Source organism: Pseudomonas antarctica (assembly GCF_001647715.1).
Lineage (GTDB): Bacteria > Pseudomonadota > Gammaproteobacteria > Pseudomonadales > Pseudomonadaceae > Aquipseudomonas > Aquipseudomonas antarctica_A.
Genome location: NZ_CP015600.1, coordinates 2,443,367 through 2,465,159, shown reverse-complemented (window position 1 = coordinate 2,465,159; position 21,793 = coordinate 2,443,367). Strand labels below are relative to the sequence as shown.

Annotated in this window: 21 protein-coding genes and 1 pseudogene; 11 read left to right on the top strand and 11 right to left on the bottom strand. The window is 62.0% G+C overall.

Annotation, left to right across the window (positions count from 1 at the left end; all coding sequences use genetic code 11):
* Positions 1-690 precede the first annotated feature (690 nt).
* A complete protein-coding gene (locus tag A7J50_RS11425; protein WP_064451879.1) occupies positions 691-1,485 on the bottom strand; it encodes a class II aldolase/adducin family protein in 795 nt (264 codons plus the stop codon).
* A gap of 116 nt (positions 1,486-1,601) precedes the next feature.
* On the bottom strand, positions 1,602-2,507 hold the full coding sequence (locus A7J50_RS11420; RefSeq protein ID WP_064451878.1) for a LysR family transcriptional regulator: 906 nt from the start codon (positions 2,505-2,507) through the stop codon (positions 1,602-1,604).
* Positions 2,508-2,718: 211 nt separating this feature from the next.
* On the opposite strand from A7J50_RS11420, the gene A7J50_RS11415 reads away from it, so the two are divergent.
* From A7J50_RS11415 to A7J50_RS11390, 6 genes are all read left to right on the top strand, one after another.
* Positions 2,719-3,330, top strand: a complete 612-nt coding sequence (locus A7J50_RS11415) for a cysteine dioxygenase (protein WP_064451877.1) — start codon at positions 2,719-2,721, stop codon at positions 3,328-3,330.
* A complete protein-coding gene (locus A7J50_RS11410) occupies positions 3,327-4,910 on the top strand; it encodes a rhodanese homology domain-containing protein (protein ID WP_064451876.1) in 1,584 nt (527 codons plus the stop codon). The genes A7J50_RS11415 and A7J50_RS11410 overlap by 4 nt, the downstream gene beginning before the upstream one ends.
* Positions 4,911-5,024: 114 nt before the next feature.
* Positions 5,025-5,999 carry an ABC transporter substrate-binding protein gene (locus tag A7J50_RS11405; RefSeq protein ID WP_064451875.1) on the top strand — a complete coding sequence of 325 codons (975 nt, stop codon included), beginning with the start codon at positions 5,025-5,027 and terminating at the stop codon, positions 5,997-5,999.
* A gap of 12 nt (positions 6,000-6,011) precedes the next feature.
* On the top strand, positions 6,012-7,367 hold the full coding sequence (locus tag A7J50_RS11400; RefSeq protein ID WP_064451874.1) for an LLM class flavin-dependent oxidoreductase: 1,356 nt from the start codon (positions 6,012-6,014) through the stop codon (positions 7,365-7,367).
* 106 nt (positions 7,368-7,473) lie between these two features.
* Positions 7,474-8,637 (top strand): acyl-CoA dehydrogenase family protein, encoded by a 1,164-nt coding sequence (locus tag A7J50_RS11395; RefSeq protein ID WP_064451873.1) that lies wholly within the window; start codon positions 7,474-7,476, stop codon positions 8,635-8,637.
* A 13-nt stretch (positions 8,638-8,650) separates the two neighbouring features.
* Complete coding sequence (locus A7J50_RS11390; protein ID WP_064451872.1) at positions 8,651-9,598, top strand: D-isomer specific 2-hydroxyacid dehydrogenase family protein; 948 nt, start codon at positions 8,651-8,653, stop codon at positions 9,596-9,598.
* 132 nt (positions 9,599-9,730) lie between these two features.
* On the opposite strand, the gene A7J50_RS11385 is transcribed toward A7J50_RS11390, so the two are convergent.
* Positions 9,731-10,618: a LysR family transcriptional regulator gene (locus A7J50_RS11385; RefSeq protein ID WP_064451871.1), complete on the bottom strand. Its 888-nt coding sequence runs from the start codon at positions 10,616-10,618 to the stop codon at positions 9,731-9,733.
* 198 nt (positions 10,619-10,816) lie between these two features.
* Positions 10,817-11,191, bottom strand: coding sequence for an isochorismatase family protein (locus tag A7J50_RS11380; protein ID WP_064451870.1), 375 nt, complete (start codon positions 11,189-11,191; stop codon positions 10,817-10,819).
* 78 nt (positions 11,192-11,269) lie between these two features.
* On the opposite strand from A7J50_RS11380, the pseudogene A7J50_RS11375 reads away from it, so the two are divergent.
* A pseudogene (locus tag A7J50_RS11375) lies at positions 11,270-11,788 on the top strand (pirin family protein); the annotation flags it as partial.
* A 144-nt stretch (positions 11,789-11,932) separates the two neighbouring features.
* Positions 11,933-12,280 carry a hypothetical protein gene (locus tag A7J50_RS11370; protein ID WP_064451869.1) on the top strand — a complete coding sequence of 116 codons (348 nt, stop codon included), beginning with the start codon at positions 11,933-11,935 and terminating at the stop codon, positions 12,278-12,280.
* Positions 12,281-12,342: 62 nt separating this feature from the next.
* Here A7J50_RS11370 and A7J50_RS11365 read toward each other — a convergent pair whose 3' ends face one another.
* Positions 12,343-13,341 (bottom strand): quinone oxidoreductase family protein, encoded by a 999-nt coding sequence (locus A7J50_RS11365; protein WP_064451868.1) that lies wholly within the window; start codon positions 13,339-13,341, stop codon positions 12,343-12,345.
* Positions 13,342-13,442: 101 nt separating this feature from the next.
* Here A7J50_RS11365 and A7J50_RS11360 point away from each other — a divergent pair, with 101 nt between their 5' ends.
* Positions 13,443-14,306, top strand: a complete 864-nt coding sequence (locus tag A7J50_RS11360; RefSeq protein WP_064451867.1) for a LysR family transcriptional regulator — start codon at positions 13,443-13,445, stop codon at positions 14,304-14,306.
* Position 14,307: 1 nt separating this feature from the next.
* Here the strand turns inward: A7J50_RS11360 and A7J50_RS11355 are convergent, their stop codons facing one another.
* Positions 14,308-15,267 (bottom strand): GlxA family transcriptional regulator, encoded by a 960-nt coding sequence (locus tag A7J50_RS11355; RefSeq protein ID WP_064454909.1) that lies wholly within the window; start codon positions 15,265-15,267, stop codon positions 14,308-14,310.
* Positions 15,268-15,374: 107 nt separating this feature from the next.
* Here A7J50_RS11355 and A7J50_RS11350 point away from each other — a divergent pair, with 107 nt between their 5' ends.
* Positions 15,375-15,917 carry an acyl-CoA thioesterase gene (locus tag A7J50_RS11350; protein WP_064451866.1) on the top strand — a complete coding sequence of 181 codons (543 nt, stop codon included), beginning with the start codon at positions 15,375-15,377 and terminating at the stop codon, positions 15,915-15,917.
* A gap of 2 nt (positions 15,918-15,919) precedes the next feature.
* Here A7J50_RS11350 and A7J50_RS11345 read toward each other — a convergent pair whose 3' ends face one another.
* The gene (locus tag A7J50_RS11345; protein WP_064451865.1) at positions 15,920-16,324 is read right to left on the bottom strand and encodes a cupin domain-containing protein; all 405 of its coding nucleotides are present in this window, start codon (positions 16,322-16,324) and stop codon (positions 15,920-15,922) included.
* Between the two features lie 171 nt (positions 16,325-16,495).
* Between A7J50_RS11345 and A7J50_RS11340 the strand changes: the two genes are divergently transcribed.
* Positions 16,496-17,389: a LysR family transcriptional regulator gene (locus tag A7J50_RS11340; RefSeq protein ID WP_064451864.1), complete on the top strand. Its 894-nt coding sequence runs from the start codon at positions 16,496-16,498 to the stop codon at positions 17,387-17,389.
* 17 nt (positions 17,390-17,406) lie between these two features.
* On the opposite strand, the gene A7J50_RS11335 is transcribed toward A7J50_RS11340, so the two are convergent.
* The 4 genes from A7J50_RS11335 to A7J50_RS11320 are packed head-to-tail and all read right to left on the bottom strand — an operon-like array spanning position 17,407 to position 21,586.
* Positions 17,407-18,195, bottom strand: coding sequence for an ABC transporter ATP-binding protein (locus A7J50_RS11335; protein ID WP_064451863.1), 789 nt, complete (start codon positions 18,193-18,195; stop codon positions 17,407-17,409).
* Complete coding sequence (locus A7J50_RS11330; protein WP_082895862.1) at positions 18,189-19,178, bottom strand: ABC transporter permease; 990 nt, start codon at positions 19,176-19,178, stop codon at positions 18,189-18,191. Before A7J50_RS11330 ends, A7J50_RS11335 begins: the two co-directional genes overlap by 7 nt.
* On the bottom strand, positions 19,165-20,232 hold the full coding sequence (locus A7J50_RS11325; RefSeq protein ID WP_064451862.1) for an ABC transporter substrate-binding protein: 1,068 nt from the start codon (positions 20,230-20,232) through the stop codon (positions 19,165-19,167). Before A7J50_RS11325 ends, A7J50_RS11330 begins: the two co-directional genes overlap by 14 nt.
* 22 nt (positions 20,233-20,254) lie before the next feature.
* Positions 20,255-21,586 carry an LLM class flavin-dependent oxidoreductase gene (locus A7J50_RS11320; RefSeq protein WP_064451861.1) on the bottom strand — a complete coding sequence of 444 codons (1,332 nt, stop codon included), beginning with the start codon at positions 21,584-21,586 and terminating at the stop codon, positions 20,255-20,257.
* Positions 21,587-21,793: the final 207 nt, after the last annotated feature.

The window sequence follows — 21,793 nt, the reverse complement described above, 5'->3', positions numbered from 1 at the left end:
TCCGTTGACTGACACTCCGCATTCGCGAGCAAGCCCGCTCCCACATTTTGCCCTGCGTTTTACCCAAGCAAGCGTGCCAGTTCGTCTGCGCAATAGTCACCAAACAATTGCCCCGCCTTGGTCAACGACGCACTGCCAGGGTGAGTGGCGCTGCGCATGCCCGATTCGATTCGCGCCTGAGCCGTGCACAACCCTGATTGGCAACACAGATCTACTGTGGGAGCTGGCTTGCCTGCGATGGCGGTGTATCCGCCAACACTTCTGGCAACGAACACCCCGCCGCCTGAGCCGCCTCTTTGCCAGGCACCCAAAAATGTCATGTGTGCGGGCTTGCTCGCGAGTGCGGCAGGCCAGTCAGCATGTGTATGACTGATCCACCGCCATCGCAGGCAAGCCAGCTCCCACATTTGCCCTGCGTTTTACCCAAGCAAGCGTGCCAGTTCTTCTGCGCAAGTCGCCAATCAATTGCCTGGCCTTGGTCAACGACGCACTGCCAGGGTGGGTGGCGCTGCGCATGCCCGATTCGATGCGCGCCTGAGCCGTGCACAACCCTGATTGGCAACACAGACCTACTGTGGGAGCGGGCTTGCTCGCGAAAGCGGTGGATCAGTCGATATTTCCGTTGACTGACACTCCGCATTCGCGAGCAAGCCCGCTCCCACATTTTCTACTTGTTCAGTGATTTCAAATTCAGTTTTTGTAATCGGTATCGGTGCGTTCCAATTGCCGAATCAACGCATTCCAATGCCGTGCCACGCCCGGCCCTTCGCCATTGCTGAATACCTTGGCCTGCTCTTCCACCTTGGCCACCACCTCTGCCGGCGGGAAGATCAACTCAGCATTGCCGCCCGCCTGCGCCGCAATCTGGATAGTGCACGCGCGCTCCAACCCTTGCAGCTGCTGGAACGCATGCTCCACGCTGACGCCAGCCGTCAACAGCCCATGGTTGCGCAAGATCATCACACTCTTGTCACCCAAATCCGCCACCAGCCGCTCACGCTCATCCAGGTCCAGGGCCACGCCCTCATAGCCGTGATAGGCCACCCGGCCGGAGAACGCGATGGAATGTTGGGAGATCGGCAACAGGCCGTCTTTTTGCGCCGACACCGCAATACCGTCACGGGTGTGGGTGTGCAGCACTGCTTGCAGGTCGTGGCGGGCACAGTGAATGGCGCTATGGATCACATAACCGGCGTAATTGATGCCCAGGCCGGTCGGGTCATCGACCAGGGTGCCGTCGAGGTCGACCTTGACCAGGTTGGAGGCGCTGATTTCATCGAACAAAAGCCCGAAGGCGTTGATCAGAAAGTGCTCCTGCGGCCCCGGCACACGGGCGGAAAAGTGCGTGTAGATGTGGTCGGTCCACTTGTACAACGCCGCCAGTCGATAGGCCGCGGCCAGTTTGACGCGCACCTCCCACTCTTCTGGCGTGACGCGCTGGCGAACGTTGCTGGAAACGCTGGAGATCGGGGTGACGCTGCTCATGGCAAAACTTCCTGGATAGCCTTAAGGACTTCCAGTCAGCCTATGGGATGGCAAAAAATAATAAAAATCACATTTTAATCTAAGCTAATTATTATTTTTTTTCATAACCATAATGCTCAGGCCGCGTCCCGCAGCTTGTGCAACGACGCCGCCACCCACTGGCCAAACGCATCCACAGGGCTTTGCAGGTTGCCCAGGAAGTGCGGGTAGATCAGCCACAAATCCAGCACCGGTTTGAAGTCCTTGAGCGGCATCACCGCCAGTTGCTCGCGATGGGCGCTGCGCTCCAACAGCGGGCGTGGCACCAGGCCCAATCCCAGGCCGTCAGCCACAAGCCCCAATTGCAGCTCGGTGCCAAAGGTTTCCAGGTTCACCCGCAATGCCAAACCTTGATCGGACAGCGTGCGCTGCAAACCGGCACGGAAACCGCAGCCATCCGGGTTGAGAATCCAGCCATTCTGGTACACGTCCGCCAACTTGCACGGCTTCTTCGGTAACTGTGCCTTGGCGCACACCACCACCAGCTCCATCTTGCCGATGGACTCACCGACAATGTTGTCCGGGAATATCTTGCCGGCCGGGAATAAGGCCGCCGCCGCATCCAGCTCGCCGCGCTCGATCTTGCCCACCAACTGGCTGCCCCAGCCGGTGGCGACTTGGGCGCGCAGGTCCGGGTATTCGGTACGCAGCTGCTTGAGCGCATCCAGCAGCACCACATCGCCGATGGTTTGCGGCACGCCCAGGCGCAGCACGCCGGTGGGCGGCGCGTCCGTGGCCACCAGTTCACGCAGTGCATCCATCTCACGCAGGATCAGGCGGCATTGCTCATAGACCCGGGTGCCAATCAGCGTAGGCTTCAGAGGCTTGGTATTGCGGTCGAACAGCTCCACACCCAGCGCCTGCTCGAAGTTCTGCACACGGCGGGTGATGGCCGGCTGGGTCAGCTGCAACGACTCGGCTGCGTGGCTGATGGACTGGCAACGAATCACTTCGACAAAGGCATCGATATCGTCAATTTTCATTTGGGCCGCACATAGAGAACAGTCATTAAGATGTGTGCGAAGCATAGTTGCCGCAACGCTGCCTGGATAGTCCATGCTGGGATCGATAACGTCTAACGCTATTCAGACCGGTTCTAAATTACCTAAAGCTATAAGCTAATCATTAAAAAATAGCATATTAAATATAAACATTATGCTTATATAAAACCATCAACAGCACGATGGAATTGCCATGACCCAGGCCCCGCACCCCGAGAGACTCAGAGCCTTTATAGGCGCCCTGGCGGAATTGATCGACGGCAATCCACGCGAAGGCGACCTGCTGCACCGTGGCGGCAAGTTACTGGCGCAACTGGTCAGCCACGATGACTGGCTGCCCGACGAATACGCCCAGCCCGACCCGCAGCGCTACCAGCAATTTTTGCTGCATGCCGATTCCCGCCAGCGTTTCAGCATCGTCAGTTTTGTGTGGGGGCCGGGGCAAAGCACACCGATTCATGACCATCGGGTGTGGGGGCTGATTGGCATGTTGCGTGGCGCGGAGTTTTCCCAGGGTTTCGAACGCGCGCCTGACGGCAGCCTGGTGGCCGAAGGCAAGCCTGTTCACTTGGTGCCGGGCCAGGTCGAGGCCGTGTCGCCCAAGGTGGGGGATATTCATCAGGTCAGCAATGCACACAGCGACCAGGTGTCTATCAGCATCCATGTGTACGGCGCCAACATCGGTGCCGTGCGCCGCGCGGTGTACCAGCCCGACGGCAGCGAAAAACTGTTTATCTCCGGTTATTCCAACGCCTACCTCCCGAACATCTGGGATGTGTCCAAAGAAAAGAGTCCTGCCCTATGACCACCGTATCGACCCGCAGCTTTGCCCAGATTCGCCAGGCCTTGTTGGACCGTGAGGAAGTCGCTCTGGTCGACGTGCGCGAAGAAGCGCCGTTTGCCGAGTCTCACCCGCTGTTCGCTGCGAACATCCCGCTGTCCAAGCTGGAACTGGAGGTGTATTCGCGCATTCCACGCCGTGATACGCAGGTCACCGTCTACGACAACGGCGAGGGGCTGGCGCAGCGCGCCGTTGAGCGCCTGGTTGCGCTGGGCTACACCCAGGTCAGCCAGTTGGAAGGTGGGCTAGACGGTTGGCGCCGAGCCGGTGGCGAGCTGTTTATCGACGTCAACGTGCCAAGCAAGGCCTTTGGCGAACTGGTCGAAAGCGAACGGCATACGCCGTCCCTGGCCGCTGAACAGGTGCAGGCCTTGCTCGACAGCCAGGCTGACGTGGTGGTGCTCGACGCGCGCCGTTTCGACGAATACCAGACCATGAGCATCCCCACCGGCATCAGCGTGCCCGGTGCCGAACTGGTGTTGCGCGCCCGAGAACTGGCGCCGGACCCGGCCACCCGTATCATCGTCAACTGCGCCGGGCGTACCCGCAGCATTATTGGCACCCAGTCACTGATCAATGCCGGCATTGCCAACCCGGTGTCGGCCTTGCGCAACGGCACCATCGGCTGGACCTTGGCCGGGCAGAAACTCGCCCATGGCCAGTCGCGCCGCTTTGCGCCAACCTCCGAAGAACACCGCCGGATCGCCGCCCAGGACGCGCGTCGCGTTGCCGACAAGGCCCGCGTCGGCCGCGCCACGCTGGCAGATCTGCAACGCTGGCAGCAGGAACCGACCCGCACCACCTACCTGTTCGATGTGCGCACCCCGGAAGAATTCGAAGCCGGCCACTTGCCCGGCGCGCGCTCCACGCCGGGGGGCCAACTGGTCCAGGAAACCGACCACGTCGCCAGCGTGCGCGGTGCGCGACTGGTGCTGGCGGATGACGATGGCGTGCGGGCCAATATGTCGGCGTCCTGGCTGGCCCAGCTTGGCTGGGAAGTGCATGTGCTGGACGCTCTGCAACCGGCGCATTTCAGTGAACACGGCGCCTGGGTTGCCCCGGTTCCCGCGCCGCCACAAGCCGAACTCATCAGCCCACACACCCTCGCAGACTGGCTGGGACATGGCGACACGATCGTGTTGGACTTCACCGCCAGCGCCAACTACGTGAAACGCCATATTCCGGGGGCCTGGTGGGCGCTGCGCGCGCAATTGCCCGAGGCCCTGGCCAAAGTGCCGGCTGCCCAGCGTTACGTGCTGACCTGCGGCAGCAGCCAACTGGCTCGCCTGGCGGTGCCCGAGGTCGAAGCCATTACCGGCAAACAGGTGTTCCTGCTGCAAGACGGCACGGCCGGCTGGATCAAGGCGCAACTGCCGCTGCAGGAAGGTGAAACCCATCTGGCCTCGCCGCGCATCGACCGTTACCGCCGCCCCTACGAAGGCACCGACAACCCCAAGGAAGCCATGCAGGCTTACCTGGATTGGGAGTTCGGCCTGGTCGACCAACTGGCCCGCGACGCCACCCACGGTTTCCATGTGATCTGACCCATCACCTGACGCTACAGCTGCACCGCGAACGGTGCAGCGCCCCAGGACATCCGACCCCTTCTCCAGGCGGAGGTATCCGTACCCCTTTAACAAACGCCTGGAGTTTGTCCCATGCTGTTCACCACACCGTTCAAGCGCCTTCTGCTGGGCGCCGCCCTCGCCTTGGGCCTGGTCACCACCGCCCACGCCGCTGACCTGCAACCCCTGCGAGTGGCCAATCAGAAATCCACGATCAAGGCGCTGCTGGAAGCTTCCGGCGAAACCAAAAACGTCCCGTATGAAATCAAGTGGTCGGAGTTCCCGTCCGCCTCGCCGTTGGGCGAAGCCTTGAATGCCGGCGCCGTCGATATCGGTGCGTTGGGCGATGCACCGTATGTGTTCGCCCTGGGTGCAGGGGCATCGCTCAAGGTGGTCAGCATCATCCACGCCGAAGGGCGCAACACCACTGCGCTGTTGGTGCCCAAGGATTCACCGATCAAGACCGTGGCCGACCTCAAGGGTAAAAAAATCGTCACCGGGCGCGGCTCCATCGGCCATTACCTGGCGATCAAGGCCCTGGCCAGCGCTGGCCTGACGACCCAGGATGTGCAGTTCATTTTCCTGCTGCCCAGCGAATCGCGCCTGGTACTGGATAACGGTACGGTCGACGCCTGGGCCACATGGGACCCCTACACCACCGTGGTCACCTCACAGAGCCAGGCCCGCGTGTTGATCAGTGGCAACCAGTTGCTGAGCAATCACCTGTACTTCGCCGCCACCCGCCAGGCCATCGCCGAAAAACGCACGCAACTGGATGACTTTGTCGCCCGCGTCGATCGCGCCTACGCATGGGCCAACGTGCACCCCGATGAGTACGCCGCCGCCCAGGCCAGGATCACCGGCCTGCCGTTAGCCGTGCACGTGGAGGTGGCCAAAGACACCCATCTGTCCCCCGTGCTGATCGACGACGCCGTCATCAGCGGCCTTCAAGCCACAGCCGACACCTATCAAAAAGAAGGCCTGCTGCCCAAGCACATCGACGTGTCGCAGGGCTTCGACAAGAGCTTTAACGCCGAGCGTGTCCCCAATTCCCAAGCATCGCGCTAAAAGGAGCAGCACATGAGCAAGCCAGGTCAATTGAAGCCACGCCATTTGAAACTGGGCGCCATGGTCCACGGTGTCGGTCACGGCTGGGGCGAATGGCGCCATCCGCAGGCGCAAGCCAATGCCAGTACTCACTTTGGCTTCTACAAACAGCAGACTGAATTGGCCGAAAGCGCCAAATTCGACTTCGTGTTTATCGCCGACAGCCTGCACATTCACGCCAAATCCAGCCCGCACTACCTCAACCGTTTCGAGCCGCTGACGATCCTCTCGGCCCTCGCCGCATTGACCACTCATATCGGCCTGGTGGCGACGGTGACGGTGAGCTACACCGAGCCTTACCAGGTGGCGCGCCAGTTTGCCTCCCTGGACCATATCAGCGGTGGCCGCGCCGGGTGGAACGTGGTGACCTCCTGGCTGAGCGGCACCGCCGATAACTTCGGCAAGGCCGAGCACCCGCCACACGCCGTGCGCTACCGTATCGCCAAGGAACACTTGAATGTGGTCCAGGGCCTGTGGGACTCCTGGGAAGACGACGCCTTTGCCTACGACAAACAGAGCGGCGAGTTTTTCACCCCGCACAAGCTGCATGCCCTGAATCACAAAGGCGAGTTTTTTTCGGTGAAAGGCCCGCTGAACATCGCCCGCTCGCGCCAGGGCCAGCCGGTGGTTTTCCAGGCGGGCACCTCGGAAGATGGGCGTAACTTTGCCGCCGAAAATTCTGATGCGATTTTCGTGCACGTCGAGAATATTGAAGAGGCCAAGGCCTACAGCGCCGACTTGAAGCGCCGCGCCAAGGGCTTTGGCCGTGACGCCGACAGCCTGTCGATCTTGCCCGGCATCCGCCCGATTGTCGGGCGCGATGCAGCGGAGGTGGAACGCCGCTATCAGCAGGCCGTGGACCTGGTGACCGTAGAGGACGCCATTGTGGCGCTGGGCCGTCCCTTCAACGACCACGACTTCAGCCAATACCCGCTGGATGAACCGTTCCCGGAACTCGGCGACCTGGGCGCCAACAGTCAAAAAGGCGGCTCCGACCGCATCAAGCAATTGGCCAGGGACGAAGGCCTGACATTGCGCGATGTGGCCCTGCGTTTTTCGCGGCCCAAACGCGATTTTGTCGGCACCCCGGAGCAAGTCGCCGATGCTATCCAGACCTGGTTTGAAGCCGGCGCCAGTGACGGCTTCATCATCAACTCGGTGCTGCCGGACGGCTTGCAGTTCTTCACCGAGTTGGTGGTGCCGGTGCTGCAACAGCGCGGGCTGTTTCGCACCGAGTACAGCGGCCATACCTTGCGCGACAACCTCGGGCTGCACGTGCCGGCCAACCGTTACAGCGTGGCTGAAGCGCCCCTCAAGGCCCTGGCTTGAACGATGCGGCTGGCTCCCGATAACGCTGTGTCAGGCAGCCTATTCATTGGCTGAACCACCGCCATCGCGAGCCAGCCCGCGCCCACATTTGACTGAGTACAGACTCATGACTCAACCGTCTTTACGCTCCGTGGAAGTCGCCAACTTCGAAGCCCTGCTCGAACGCCTCAGCGCTGAATTGGCCAGCAACGCGCATTTGTATGATGAGAGCGGCGCCTTTCCCCATGACAATTTCAAGCGCTTGCATGAGCATGGATTGGTCGCCTTCACCGTGCCCAAAGCCCTGGGTGGAGGCGGCGCCAACCTGCCCCAGGCGCGCAAAGCCATCAGCGCGATTGCCAAGGGCGAACCCTCTACCGCACTGATCCTGGTGATGCAGTACCTGCAACACACACGCCTGCAAGACAGCAAAACCTGGCCCCGGCACCTGCGCGTGCACGTCGCCGAAGACGCGGTGCGCAACGGTGCGCTGATCAACGCCCTGCGCGTCGAACCCGACCTCGGCACCCCGGCCCGTGGCGGCCTGCCGGCGACCACGGCGGTGCGCACCGCCGAAGGTTGGCGCATCAGCGGGCGCAAAATCTACTCCACCGGCAGCCATGGGCTGAGCTGGTTCAGCGTGTGGGCGCGCAGTGACGACGCCGACCCGTTGGTCGGTGCCTGGCTAGTGCCCAAAAACAGCCCGGGTGTGAGCATCATCGACACCTGGGACCACCTGGGCATGCGGGCTACCTGCAGCCATGAAGTGGTGCTCGATAACGTGTTGGTGCCGCTGGACCACGCCATCAGTGTGAGCCCCTGGAGCGCGCCGCAGCCGGAACTCGATGGCGATGCGTTCCTGTGGATGTCGGTGTTGCTGTCGTCGGTGTATGACGCCGTGGCCCAGGCTGCGCGGGACTGGCTGGTGAATTGGCTGGAGCAACGCAAGCCGTCCAATCTCGGCGCCGCGCTGTCGAGCTTGCCGCGTTTTCAGGAAACTGTCGGCCATATCGACACCCTGCTGTTTGCCAACCGCAGCCTGCTCGATGCAGCCGCCGAAGGTCACACGCCTGCCGCCAATGCCGCGCAGCTTAAATACCTGGTGACCGGCAATGCGATTCGCGCCGTGGAGCTGGCCATCGAAGCCTCGGGCAACCCTGGCCTGTCGCGCCACAGTCCGCTGCAACGGCACTACCGCGACGTGCTGTGCAGTCGCGTGCATACGCCACAGAACGACGCCGTGCTGCAAGGCGTCGGCAAAGCTGTCTTCGCCCAACGTGCCCCAATCTGAAGAAGGAACGCTCATGAGTCAGGTGATTATCGCCAGCCAACTGGACGAAGACTATAACGATGTGATTCGCGAACGCCTCGCCTCGATCCACCCGCAGGCCCAAGTGATCGGCGTGCCCGCCGGCGTACCGAGTGACCTGCCGCCCCAGGCCAATATCCTGCTGCTGCGCCCGATCAACGTGCGTGGTTACACCGCGCCGGACACCCCGCCGCCCGGCTGGCCCTATGGCGCGCAGTGGGTGCACCTGGTGTCATCGGGCATCGACTTTTATCCGCAATGGCTGTTCAACGGCCCGCCGGTCAGCACCTCCCGGGGCAGCGCCGCCGATAACCTCGCCGAGTTCGCCCTGGCGACGATCTTTGCCGCGTCCAAGCATTTGCCGGACATCTGGGTGAAGGACGCCCAGTGGCATTTCACCGCACTGCGCCCGCTCAAGGGCACCACCCTGGGCCTGCTCGGCTTTGGTGCCATCGGCGAAGCCCTCGCGCACAAGGCCCTGGCCCTTGGGATCAACGTGGTCGCACTGCGCCAACGCGCGGCGCCCATTGCGGTGGAAGGCGTCGAAACCGCACGGGATATCCACGACCTGTTCGCCCGCGCAGACCACCTGGTGCTGGCCGCGCCACTCACCGAGGCCACGCGGCATATCGTTAACCGTGATGTGCTGGGCAGCGCCAAGCCGGGGTTGCACCTTATCAACATTGCGCGTGGTGGTCTGCTGGATCAGGCGGCGTTGCTGGAAGCGTTGGACAACGGCCAGATCGGCTTGGCCTCGCTGGACGTGACCGAACCGGAACCGTTGCCGGACGGGCACCCGCTGTATACCCATCCGCGTGTGCGCTTGTCGCCCCATACCTCAGCCATTTCGACTAACAGCAAGCAGGAAATTGCCGATACGTTCCTGGCCAATCTGGAGCGTTATGTAGGCGGTTCGACGCTGGCCAACCGGGTCGATCGCTAAGCCGAACGCCTACAAAAATGTGGGAGCGGGCTTGCTCGCGAAAGCGGCGTATCAGCCAAACCCTATGTTGACTGAGCCGATGCTTTCGCGGGCAAGCCCGCTCCCACAGTGGTCATGTGTTGTGTCAGTGACTCAGCAGCCGCCGGCCAGGCGTTCGCGTAGAAACTCCAACAGTGCCTGCACCGGCCTTGAGCTTTGCCGGTGCTGCGGGTAAACCGCAGACAAGGTCAGCGCTTCGGGGGTGAAGTCTTCCAAGATTGTGACCAGACGCCCATCCTGCAAGGCATCGGCGACGATAAACGTCGGCAGATACGTGACGCCCAACCCGGCAATGGCCGTGTCGCGCAGCAGCTCGCCGTTATTGACGCGCATGCGTCCGCTGACATTCACCGACTGCACCTTGCCCTTGGTCAGGAATCGCCATTGCACCTGGCGGCCATGGCCGTAGGGCAGGCAGTCGTGGTCGCCCAAGTCTTCGGGTTTGAGCGGCGTGCCGCGCTGGGCCAGGTACTCGGGACTGGCGCAATACACCCGTTCGACACTGCCGATGCGCCGCGCGATCAAGGTGGAGTCTTCCAGCGTGCCAATTCGCAGCACCAAGTCATAGCCCTCGCCGATCAGGTCCACGGGGCGGTCGCTCAGGTCGACTTCCACCGACACGTGCGGGTGGCGTTGCAGGAACATCGGTAACAGACAGCCAAGATGAGCCATGGCAAACGACAACGGCGCGCTGAGGCGAAGGGTGCCGCGCGGCTCGCTGTTCTGGCCGGCAATGCCCTGCTCCACCTGCTCGACTTCACCGAGCAGGCGCAAGGCGGATTCGTAATAACTCTGGCCCAGCGGCGTCACGTCCAGACGACGCGTGGAACGGTTGAGCAGCCGCACACCGAGGCGGTCTTCCAGCTGGATCAGACGGCGGCTGACAAACTGCTTGGACAGGCCCAGTTGCTCGGCGGCGGCGGTGAAACTGCCGGACTCCATGACCTGGCAAAACAGGCGCATGTCTTCGAAGGGATTCATTGTCGCTTCTCGGTGGACATTTTGCGGTTTTATAGCCTGTCGGTAGCCACACCACAAACCCAATGTGGGAACACAATCAAATGTGGGAGGGGGCTTGCTCCCGAAAGCAGTGTGTCAGCCACAGACGAGGTGACTGAAATACCGCTTTCGGGAGCAAGCCCCCTCCCACAGGGTTTTACCTGAATGCCTGAGGGCCGGTTACTTGGCGGTAAACGCCGAGTAGCTGTTCATCAGGTTGCGGTAGTTGGGAATACGCGGCGACAGCAGGTTGGCCAGGCCTTCCATGTCGTTGCGCCAGTCGATCTGCAACTCGCAGGCCACCGAGAACCAGTTCACCAGGTGCGCACCCGCCGCGCTCATGCGTGCCCACGACGCGCGTTGCACGGCTTCGTTGAACGTACCGGAGGCGTCAGTCACCACGAACACTTCGAAGCCTTCAGCCAGCGCGGCCAGGGTCAGCACGTTGTTCTTGAATTCGTTGGGCGAGAAATGCTGCACCAGCGAGATCAGGCCGGTCTGGTGGTCCACCAATAGCACCACGGCGTCGTCTTTGTTCAAGCGTTTGTAAGTCATCGGGTAGCTCCTTTGGGGGTTGAGAGTCAGAAGGCAAAACACGAGGAGCCAAACGCGCCCCAGAAACACTGGAAGTCGCTCGAAGGCGCCCTGGAACACAAGGACACCCTGGGCACCGGCTCGGTGATTCGCCCTGGCGATGTGCAACTGATGAGCGCCGGCAGCGGCGTGGCCCACAGCGAGTTCAACCACAGCCAGAGCCTGGGCGTGCACTTTCTGCAAATCTGGATCGTGCCGAATGTGGCCGGCGCCGAACCGCGCTATCAACAGGAACACTTCAGCGCGACGCAGAAACGTGGACGCTTGCAGTTGATCATCTCGCCGGATGGCGCCGAGGGCTCGCTCACTGTTCGCCAGGATGCGCGGGTGTATGCCGGGCTGTTCAAGGGCGACGAAGCCGCGACCCTGGACCTGCCGCCGGATCGCCATGTGTACGTGCATGTGGCCCGGGGCAGCTTAGAAATCAACGGCCAGCGCTTGCAGGAAGGCGACGGCGCCCGCGTGCGGGACGAACGCCAGATCCGCCTGAGCCAGGGCGACGATGCCGAGGTGCTGGTGTTTGACCTGCGCCCTCAGGAACTGCCGCAGATGCCATGACCGTGTCGACGATGGCCCGCAAAACGGGCCATCGCTGGCGTCGATAGTCACCATCAGCGCAATGAAGTTCTCTTAAAAAATCCAACGCGTAACATCAAACCCATGCCAAACGGCAACTCACTAAAACACTCGGAGCACACCACCATGAAACGCCAAATCTTGCTTAGCCTCGCTTTCTCGGTACTCGCTGCAAACGCTTTTGCTCATCCGGTTGTCGCTGAAGGCGGCGCGGATCGCCTGCAAGGTAACCACGTAGCAGAAGGCGGTTCTGATCGTCTGCTGGAGCGTCGTGTCGCCGAAGGTGGTGCTGATCGCTTGCAGGAACGCGGCCTGGCCGAGGGTGGTGCTGACCGTCTGCAAGAACGCGGCCTGGCTGAAGGCGGTGCTGATCGTCTGCAAGAACGCGGCCTGGCCGAAGGCGGTGCGGACCGTCTGCAGGAACGTCGCCTGGCTGAAGGCGGTGCGGATCGGCTGCGCGGCAACAACGCATAACCCCGCACTGTTTGCGGGGCACCCCAAACCGGCCTGATCAGCCGGTTTTTTTTCGTCCCCGATTAATGCAGGTTGTGGTCCACCCACAATACTGCCTTGCCGATCTGTTGCCGTGCCTCAATGCGTTCATGCACCTGCTGCACCGTCTCCAGGGTGTAATGCCCCTCGATCGCCACTGTCAGCGCCCCCTCCAGCATGGCCGCAAATACCGCATTGGCGCGCCGTTGCACGGTCGCCCCATCGGCCATATGGTCGGCCAGCCGCGGTCGCGTCAAAAACAACGAGCCCGCCTCCCCCAGCTCAATCGGGTCAAGGTCGGTCAGCGAGCCCGAGACGTTGCCGTAGTTGACGATCAAACCGCGCGTGCGACAAGCCCGAAAACTTTCACGCAAGGTATTTTTGCCCAGCGAATCGAAGACCACGTCCACCCCTCGCCCGCCAGTGGCGTGCAAGACCTGGTCGGCAAATCCATCATACGTCCAGGCCTGATGGGCGCCGCGCTGCCGGGCAATCGCGCATTTCTCGGCGGTGCTGCCGGTGGTGAACACCGTCGCCCCCAACCGACGCGCCATTTGCACCAGCAATTGCCCGATGCTGCCGGACGCCGCGTGAATCAGGCAGGTACTGCCTGCTTGCAAACGCGCCACCTCGTCAATCAGGTAGTGCGCCGTGCAGCCCTGAAACATCGCCGCAGCGGCTTGATCAAAGGGGATTGCGCCGGGAATCTGCGCGACTTTGTCGGCCGGCACATTGGCGTACTCGGCATACGCGCCCCAGGCAATGCACCAGGCCACGCGATCGCCCACAGCCAAGTGACTCACGCCGGGGCCGACTTCCACCACGACACCGGCGCCCTCCATGCCCAAGGTGCACGGCAGGCGCACCGGGTAAGTGGCGGAGCTTGCGTATTTGCCTTGGCGCGTATGAATGTCCATGAAATTGATTCCGGCGCAGGCCACTTTGACCAGCACATGCCCGGCTGTGACCTGGGGTTTTGCAACGTCGTGGCGAAGGTGGGCGACTTCGGGACCGCCATAGGCTTGCAGGGTGATGGCTTTCATGGGGAACAACTCCGTTTGCACTGGGAAGCGGCCATGGTAAAAGGACATGATCGGCTGGAATATTCCCCAATCTCTCCCAGCCTCTGTGCGGAAATAACCCGATGTTCGATTGGCAGGATCTGTATTACTTCACCGTATTGGCCCGCACCCAGTCGCTGTCGGCAGCCGCCCGCGAGTTGCAGGTGGAACACGCCACCGTCGGGCGCCGCGTCGATGCATTGGAAAAAGCCCTGGGCGTGAAACTGGTGGACCGCCTGCCCCGCAGTCGCCCACTCACGGCCCAAGGCATGGCACTGGCCGAATTGGCGGCAGGCATGGGCGAGATGGCCACCGAAGTGCTGCGCCTGTCGCGCGTCGCCTCTATCGAACTGGCCGGCACCGTACGGGTGAGTTGCCCGCCGTCCATCGCCAACCATTGCATCGCGCCTCACGTGGCGCGGTTGCGCGCCCAGTACCCGCAGTTGAACCTGGTGCTGATGCCCTCCACGCAACTGGCCGCGCTGGACAAGGGCGAAGCCGATATTGCCTTGCGCACAGTGCGTCCCGACGAAGACGCACTGGTGCGCCGCAAGGTCGGCGTGGTGCGTTTTGGGCTCTATAGCGCGCCTGAATTCAACCAGCTACCTGCCGCGCAGTGGACCTTCATCGCCTACGACAGCAGCCGTGACCACCTGCCCCAACAAGCGTGGCTGCACCAACTGCGCGGCCAACGCCCAATCGTTTTTGCCGCCAGCGACCTGATCACCCAGCAGATGGCCGCCCGCGCGCACGTCGGCGCCGTGGTGCTGCCCACCCTGGTGGGCGATCACGACCCGCTGCTGGCGCGATTGCCCACGGCCACCGACGGCCCGGTGCGCGATATCTGGCTCACGGTGTACCCCGATATCCGTCGTTCGCCGTCGGTGAAAGTGGTGATGGAGTTTCTAGTGGAGTGCGTTGAAAGCAAGGCACAGTTACGTCGCTGAATCAGCCCGAAACTGCCAGGAATTTCTTGCGATACGCTGCCGGCAGCATCCCTACGCGCTGCTGGAACAGGCGGCGAAACGAGTTACTGTCTTCATACCCGACCGCGTAGGTGATGCTGTCGAGGGTCATGCGCGTCGATTCCAGCATCTGCTTGGCGCGCTCCAATCGCAGGGTTTGCACATAGGCGATGGGCGTATAGCCGGTCGCCTCCTTGAAACGCCGCTTGAAATTGCGCACGCCAAAGCCAAAACGCCGGGCCACGTCGTCAATCACCAGCGCCTGGGCAAAGTGCTGTTCCAGCCAGCGTTGCACCCGCAGGATCGCCCCGTCGCCGTGGCTCTTGGGCAACGACCACACCGCATACACCGACTGCTCGGTGCGCACGTTGTCGATCAGCAGGTATTTGCCACAAGTATGCGCCAGCTCCGGTGAGCCGAAACGGCGGATCAGGTGCAGCATCAAATCCATCGCTGCACTGGCACCACCGCAGGTGATCACGCGATTTTCTTCGCAGAGGATCTGCGCGTCATCCAGGACCACATCCGTGTAACGCCGTCGGAAAAACTCGGCAAACGCCCAGTGGGTAGTGGCGCGCAAACCTTGCAGCAGACCGGTCTCCGCGAGCAAGAAAGCCGCCGTGCACATCGACGCCAACACGGCCCCTTGGGCATGCTGTTCACGCAACCAGGGGCCGTAGGCAGAAAAAGTCGGCAAGGCATCTTTGAGGGTAAAGAGGAAGCCGGGGATAAGGATCAGGTCGGTCTGGCGCACCTGCGCAGTCGCGCACGCCACCTGCAAACGCTGCCCGCCCCAGGCGTCCACGGCCTGGCCGTCGAGGGAGGCGACCACGATCTCGAACGGCGGGCTGTCGGCAAACAGGTTGGCGGCACTGAGCATTTCCAGGGCCAGGTTCGCACTGGCGGCGGAGCATTGATCGGCCAGGAGCAAGGTAATGTGCATAAAAGAGCCCGCGTGCGTTTTTCGCATGAAATAAGTCATTTGCGCACCTACCTTAGCCGATCTCGCGCCCGTAAAGTGCCGCCACTGATCAACTGCCTGGCGCTTTTATGAATCTCTGGTTTCGCTTGCTGTTCATGTTGTCCCGCCGCCCCTGGCGCAAGCCCGCCCATGGCTTGGCAACCACCGTGGTGCGCATGCGGGTGTGGCCGCTGGACCTGGATATCAACCGGCATGTCACCAATGGCCGGTACTTCTCCCTGGCGGACGTCGCGCGGATGGATTTTGTACTGCGCACCGGCGCGTTTCGCGTGGCCCTGCGCAACAAGGCGTTGCCGATCGTAGGCGATACCTGGGGCAAGTTTCGCCGCGAGTTGAAGCTGTTCGAAGTGTTCGAGGTGCACACCCGCATGCTCGGCTGGGACCACAAATGGAGCCTGATGGAGCACCGTTTTGTCAGCAAGGGTCGGGTGGTGGGCGTGGTGGTGATGCGCGGGCTGTTTAAATCAGCCAAGGGCACCCTGCCCCCGGCAGATTTTCTGCGGGAGCTGGGCTTGGCCGAGGCGTCACCGCCTATGCCACAGTGGCTGAGCGACTGGGCGCAGAGTTGTGATGATATGAGTGTGCAGTTGCGCGAAGAGGAGCAGGTTTGAGGTCACAGCGCTGACGCGTACTGCCCTTCACTTACCGGCTCCAACCAGTCCACCACCTTGCCGTCCAGCACCTCGGCAATCGCGATATGAGTCATCGCGGTGCCGGGCGTAGCGCCGTGCCAATGCTTGACGCCGGGGGCAATCCACACCGTGTCGCCGGGGCGGATGGCACGTACCGGCTGGCCCCATTCCTGCACCAGCCCGGCGCCGGCGGTGACGATCAATGTCTGCCCCAAGGGGTGGGTATGCCAGGCGGTGCGTGCGCCCGGTTCGAAGGTGACGGTGGCGCCACTGATGCGTGCGGCATCGGTGCCTTTGAAGGGCGCATCCACGCGCACGGTGCCGGTGAACCAGTCGGCAGGGCCTTGGGCTGAGGGTTGCGAGCCATTGGGGGTGATGGTGAGCATGGGGGTCTCCTGTGCGCTGGATTCTTGAACGAGCAATGACAGCGAGAGCGCTGCGGCGGCGAATGTTTTCAACGGTCGTTCTCCGATTGAAGGGCTGGATTCAATCTAACAGCACCCTATTGAGATAATTAGCCGCTAGAATCTGAAAATACTTATGAGAGCTGCTCATCAATGCTCAAAGAAAATGCCAATGACCTGCTCGCCTTCCTGGCCGTTGCGCGCGAGCGCAGCTTTACCAAGGCGGCAGCGAAACTTGGGGTGTCGCAGTCGGCACTGAGCCATACGATCCGCGCGCTGGAAGCGCGTTTGGGGCTGCGCTTGCTCACACGCACCACACGCAGCGTGTCGCCCACCGAGGCCGGGCAACACCTGATCGACACCGTCGGGCCGCACTTCGATGAAATCCAGATTGGCCTGGAAGGCCTGAGCAATTTGCGCGACACGCCCTCGGGCACGATCCGCATCAACGCCATGGACCATGCGCTGGAGGACATCCTCTGGCCGGTGCTCAAACCTTTCCTGGCCCAATACCCTGACATCGCTATCGAAGTCTGCTGCGACTACGGTTTCGTCGATATTGCCGCCCAGGGTTTCGACGCCGGCGTGCGCCTGGGGGAGGACGTGGCCGAAGGCATGATCGCCACTCGTATCGGCCCGGACATGCGCATGCTCGTCGTCGGTTCACCCCGCTATTTTGCCGACCATCCCCTTCCGACGACGCCACGCGACCTCACGGCCCACGCGTGCAACAACCTGCGCCTGCCCACCAACGGTGGCCTGTACGCCTGGGAATTCAAAAAGGCCGGGGAAAGCCTGAACGTGCGGGTGTCAGGCCAAGTGACCTTCAATGGTGTGTACCAACTGCTCAAGGCCGCCGTGGACGGGTTTGGCCTGAGCTACATTCCTCAGGACATCGTGGCGCCTTACTTGGCGGATGGCCGCTTGATCGCCGTGCTGGACGACTGGTGCGCCCCCTTTGCCGGTTTTCACCTGTACTACCCAAGCCGGCGACAGGCTTCGCCGGCGTTTGCGTTGCTGGTGGAAGCGCTGCGTTATCGCGGCTGAAGAAAACGCGCTCATGACTACCAGCTCTCTCCCAAACCCAGCAGGCCCAGTATCTGCCGGCGCAGGCCCACCAGATAAGGGTCATCGCGGTGCCGAGGGTAAGGTCGATCAATGCTCAACTGCGCCTGAACCTGCGCCGGGCGGTCACTGAACACAATCACGCGGTTGGCCAGCAGCAAGGCCTCCTCCACATCGTGAGTCACCAATAACGCGGTATAGCCTTGGCGCTGCCACAGGTCGATGAGTTCCTTTTGCATGGTGATGCGAGTCAATGAATCGAGTTTGCCCAAGGGTTCGTCGAGGATCAGCAATCGCGGCTGATTGACCAACGCCCGCGCCAACGCCACCCGCTGCGCCATGCCGCCAGAAAGCTGTCGAGGGTACGCGCGGGCAAACGCGCTAAGGCCGACTTTTTCCAACGCCTCATCCACCTTGAAAGCATGCGTCTTGAGCAAACCCTGGGCCTCCAGGCCAAGCGCCACGTTGTCCCACACGCGGCGCCACGGGTACAGGGTCGGGTCCTGGAAGACCACCACGCGGCTCGGGTCCGGGCCGAGAATGGGTTCGCCATCGGCCAACAGCCTGCCGGCGTCAGCCGGTTCCAAACCGGCCACCAGGCGCAGCAAGGTGGATTTACCACAGCCCGAAGGCCCGAGCAGCGCCACACACTCGCCCGGTGCTACGTCCAGCGAAACCCGCTCCAGCACTGGTAGAGGGTGCCCGTCCAGGGCAAAGCCGTGACTCAGATTTTCTATCCGCAGCGCCAACCCCGTCGATGCCGATGCCGCGTGTGCCAGGGCTACCATTTCATTGCTCCTTTCTGCCAGGCCAGCAAGCGGTCGCGCACCAGGAACAACCCGGTGATCAACCCCGAACACGCCAGCGCCATGATCAACAAGGCCGCGTACATATTCGCGTACGCCGCCCACCCCTGTGCCCATTGCAGGTACCAGCCGATGCCGGATTTCACCCCCATCATTTCCGCCACTGCCAAGGTCGAGAATGAGGCGCCCAGGCCCATGAACAGGCCGACAAACACATGGGGCAACGCGGCGGGAATCGCCACCTTGAAAACCAGGAAAGCGTGCTTGGCACCCAGGGTACGCGCCACGTCGTAGTAGGCTTTATCCACACTCGCCACGCCGGACCAGGTCAGCACCGTGACCGGAAACCAAGTGGCCAGGGCGATCAGGAATACGCTGGCGCTCCAACTGCTGGGGAACAGGAAAAAACACAGCGGCAACAAAGCCGTCGACGGCACCGGCCCAAGGATGCGCAACACCGGGTGCAGCCAGTAGCCGATCCGTGTGGACCAGCCGATGGCCACGCCCGCGACGAAGCCGGTGGCCGCCCCCAACGCTACGCCCGAGCCCAGCAGCAACGCCGAATGCAACAGACTGTCGGCCAGGCGTGCGTAGTCTTCGATATACACCGCGAGCAACGCCTGCGGCGGCGCGAAAAATGGCACCGGCAGCAATGCCAGTTTGGCGGTGAGCAGTTCCCAGATGCCCAGCAACACCGGCAACGCAATCAGCCAGGGCCCGGCATTGCGCAACCGTCGGCCCAGTATGGAAAAGTGCCGCCCCAACAGGCTCAACCCAATAAACAGTGCGGCCATACCGACGCACAGGTTGGCCAGCCCCTGAGTCATCGGCCAATGGCGCGTCGCGTTGGGCCAGTAGCTGATCAGCAGCGCCACTGCGCCCCAGGCACCCACCACGCCTGCGCCCTGCCACCAGACTTTGAATGCCAGAGGCGGGTTCAGGGCCGTCGTATCAACTGAAGACATCAGCGGTGATCTCCTTGGCGAACTCCACCGGGTCGGTGCTTTTGCTGATCACTTCCACGGTTTTCAGGTCGGTGACGTAAGTGGTGATTTCCTGGGTCAGCGCCGCGCCAACCGCATGGTGGCCGTGGGTATGGTCATGCAGAATCGCCTGCACTTCTTCGGTGGAAGTGTTCAGCGCATAGGCCTGGAAGCCCTTGGCGACTTCTTCCGGGTGCTGCACGGAATAGTCATGGGCTTCCAGAATGGCCTGGGTCAGCGCCGCGACCACGCGCTTGTCTTCGCGCACCAACTTGCCGGTGACGCCCACCACGCAGCAGCTGAGGTTGGCGTATTCCTCCACCAGGTTGGTGGACAATTCACGCGCCACACCGGACTTGATCAGGCGGTACATGAATGGGTCACTGCCGCTGACCGCCTGCACTTCCCCGCGCTCCAGGGCCGTGCCCAACAGGTCAGCCGGGTACAGGCGCCACTCGACATCGCGCACCGGGTCGACACCGTGTTTTTTCAGCAGGATCGAGAAGAAATTACGATCCGGGCTGGCCATGTCGGTCACGCCGATGGCCTTGCCCTTGAGGTCTTCCAGCTTGGTCACGCCGCCGTTCACCGCACTGAGCAGCCGCAGGCAACCGCCGTGGGTGCCGGCGGTGAGTTTCACATCAAAGCCCTGCTCCAGAGCCTTAAGCCAACGCAGTGCCATGCCCACGCCCGCATCGGCCTTGCCGGTGGCGATGGCTTCGAGCAGCACTTCGGTGGAGTTGCCGAAGTTGACGAGTTCAACGTCGAGGTTGTGCTTCTTGAAAAAACCCTGGCCGTGGGCAATCACCACCGGGGCCAGGCATACGGCATTGAGGTTGACCGCCAGCTTGAGTGAGCGCGGCGCGTCAAGACGGATAAAGTCGCCAGTACCGGCGGGCTCCTGTGGGGTGTTGTGCCCCGCATGTTCGTCGGCTGCCAAGCCCAGGCGTGGCAGCGACAGCAGCAAGGGACTGGCCAGGGTGATGCCGGCAAGGCCCAGGAGCCGGCGGCGGGTTAAGTGATCAAAAGCAGCCATGCGAAATATCCCTTTAAAAAATTCAGTTGTTGAGATCGGCCAGCCCCAGATGCTCGCGCAGCGTCGAGCCTTCGTACGCCGTGCGGAACACCCCCTTGCGCTGCAAATGCGGAATCACACTCTCGACAAACTCGCTGAACGAGCCCGGCAAGTAACCCGGTGAAATCACAAACCCGTCGCAGCCTCCCTGCTCGAACAGCTCGGCCAATTGGTCGGCGATCTGCGCCCCGGTGCCCACCAGTTGCGGCACGCGCACACTGCTGGCAAAGATGCGGCCGAGTTGTTCCAGGGTGATTTCGGGCCCCTGCATCAGCAGCTTTTCGGCGGCCGCCGCAGGGATCAATGGCGACCGGGCCACTTCGGCCAGCGTGGCGTTCAGCGGGAATGGCGACAGGTCCACATTCAGCTGCGAAGCCAGTGTCACCAGGCCCAACTCAGGCCGCGCCAGGGCGTTGTGCTTGTCGCGTTTGGCCCGGGCTTCGGCTTCGCTGCCGCCAATAAACGGCATCACCGCCGTCAGCACTTTGCAACTGTCGGCGTCGCGGCCTTGTTGCACCACGTGGGCGCGCACGTCATCGCGGAAGGCACGCATGGCCGCCAGGTGCGGGTGAATGGTGAAAATCGCCTCGGCCCAGCGCGCGCCAAACCGCCGACCGCGCCCGGAAGAACCCGCCTGGATCAGCACCGGTCGACCCTGGGGCGTGCGTGGAATATTCAGCGGGCCTTCCACCTTGAACCAATCGCCTTGATGCTGCACCGACTGGATCAGCGCAGGGTCAGCGAGCACGCCACTTTCGCGGTCCAGCTTGAGCGCGCCCTTGCCCCAGCTGTTCCAGAGTTTCAGCGCGACCTCGACAAATTCATCGGCGCGGTCATAGCGCAGGTCGTGCTCCAGGTGCTTGTCCTTGCCGAACAGGCGCCCTTCACTGTCGTTCATCGAGGTCACGATATTCCACGCCGCGCGACCCTTGGACAGGTGGTCGAGCGTGGCGAATTCGCGGGCGATATGCGCGGGTTCGTAATAGGTCGTGGAGCGGGTCGCGCCCAGGCCCAGTTTGGTGGTCTGGCCTACCAGGTAGGAGAGGATCGGCAATGGGTCGAGGCGCGTAGCGTCCTGGGCGCCGTAGCGCAAGGCGAATTCGCGCGAGCCGCCCATCTGGTCGCCCACGGCCAGGCGATCAGCGAAAAACAGGAAGTCGAACAGGCCTTCTTCTACCACTTTGGCGATGCGTGAATAGTATTGCGGGTCGAGGTAATTGCCGACGGTTTCGGGGTGGCGCCACACGGCGTGGCTGTGCACCACGGGACCGCTCAACAGGAAGGCCGATAAGTGGATTTGGCGGCGTTTTGTCATGAGGAGCCTTAGCAGCGAGACGTAAAATATTCAGGCCCAAAACTTATATTAATAATCACCTATTATGAAAGAACGATATAATTCTATGGTTATGCCCGATTCATCGAAACCTTGAAAAAGCCCCCTAAGCTCAGATCGAAAGAGTATTTATCGAATGCTTTTTAGAACTTTAAGCTTGAAGATATTTCGCTGAAAATCGAGCGCGCC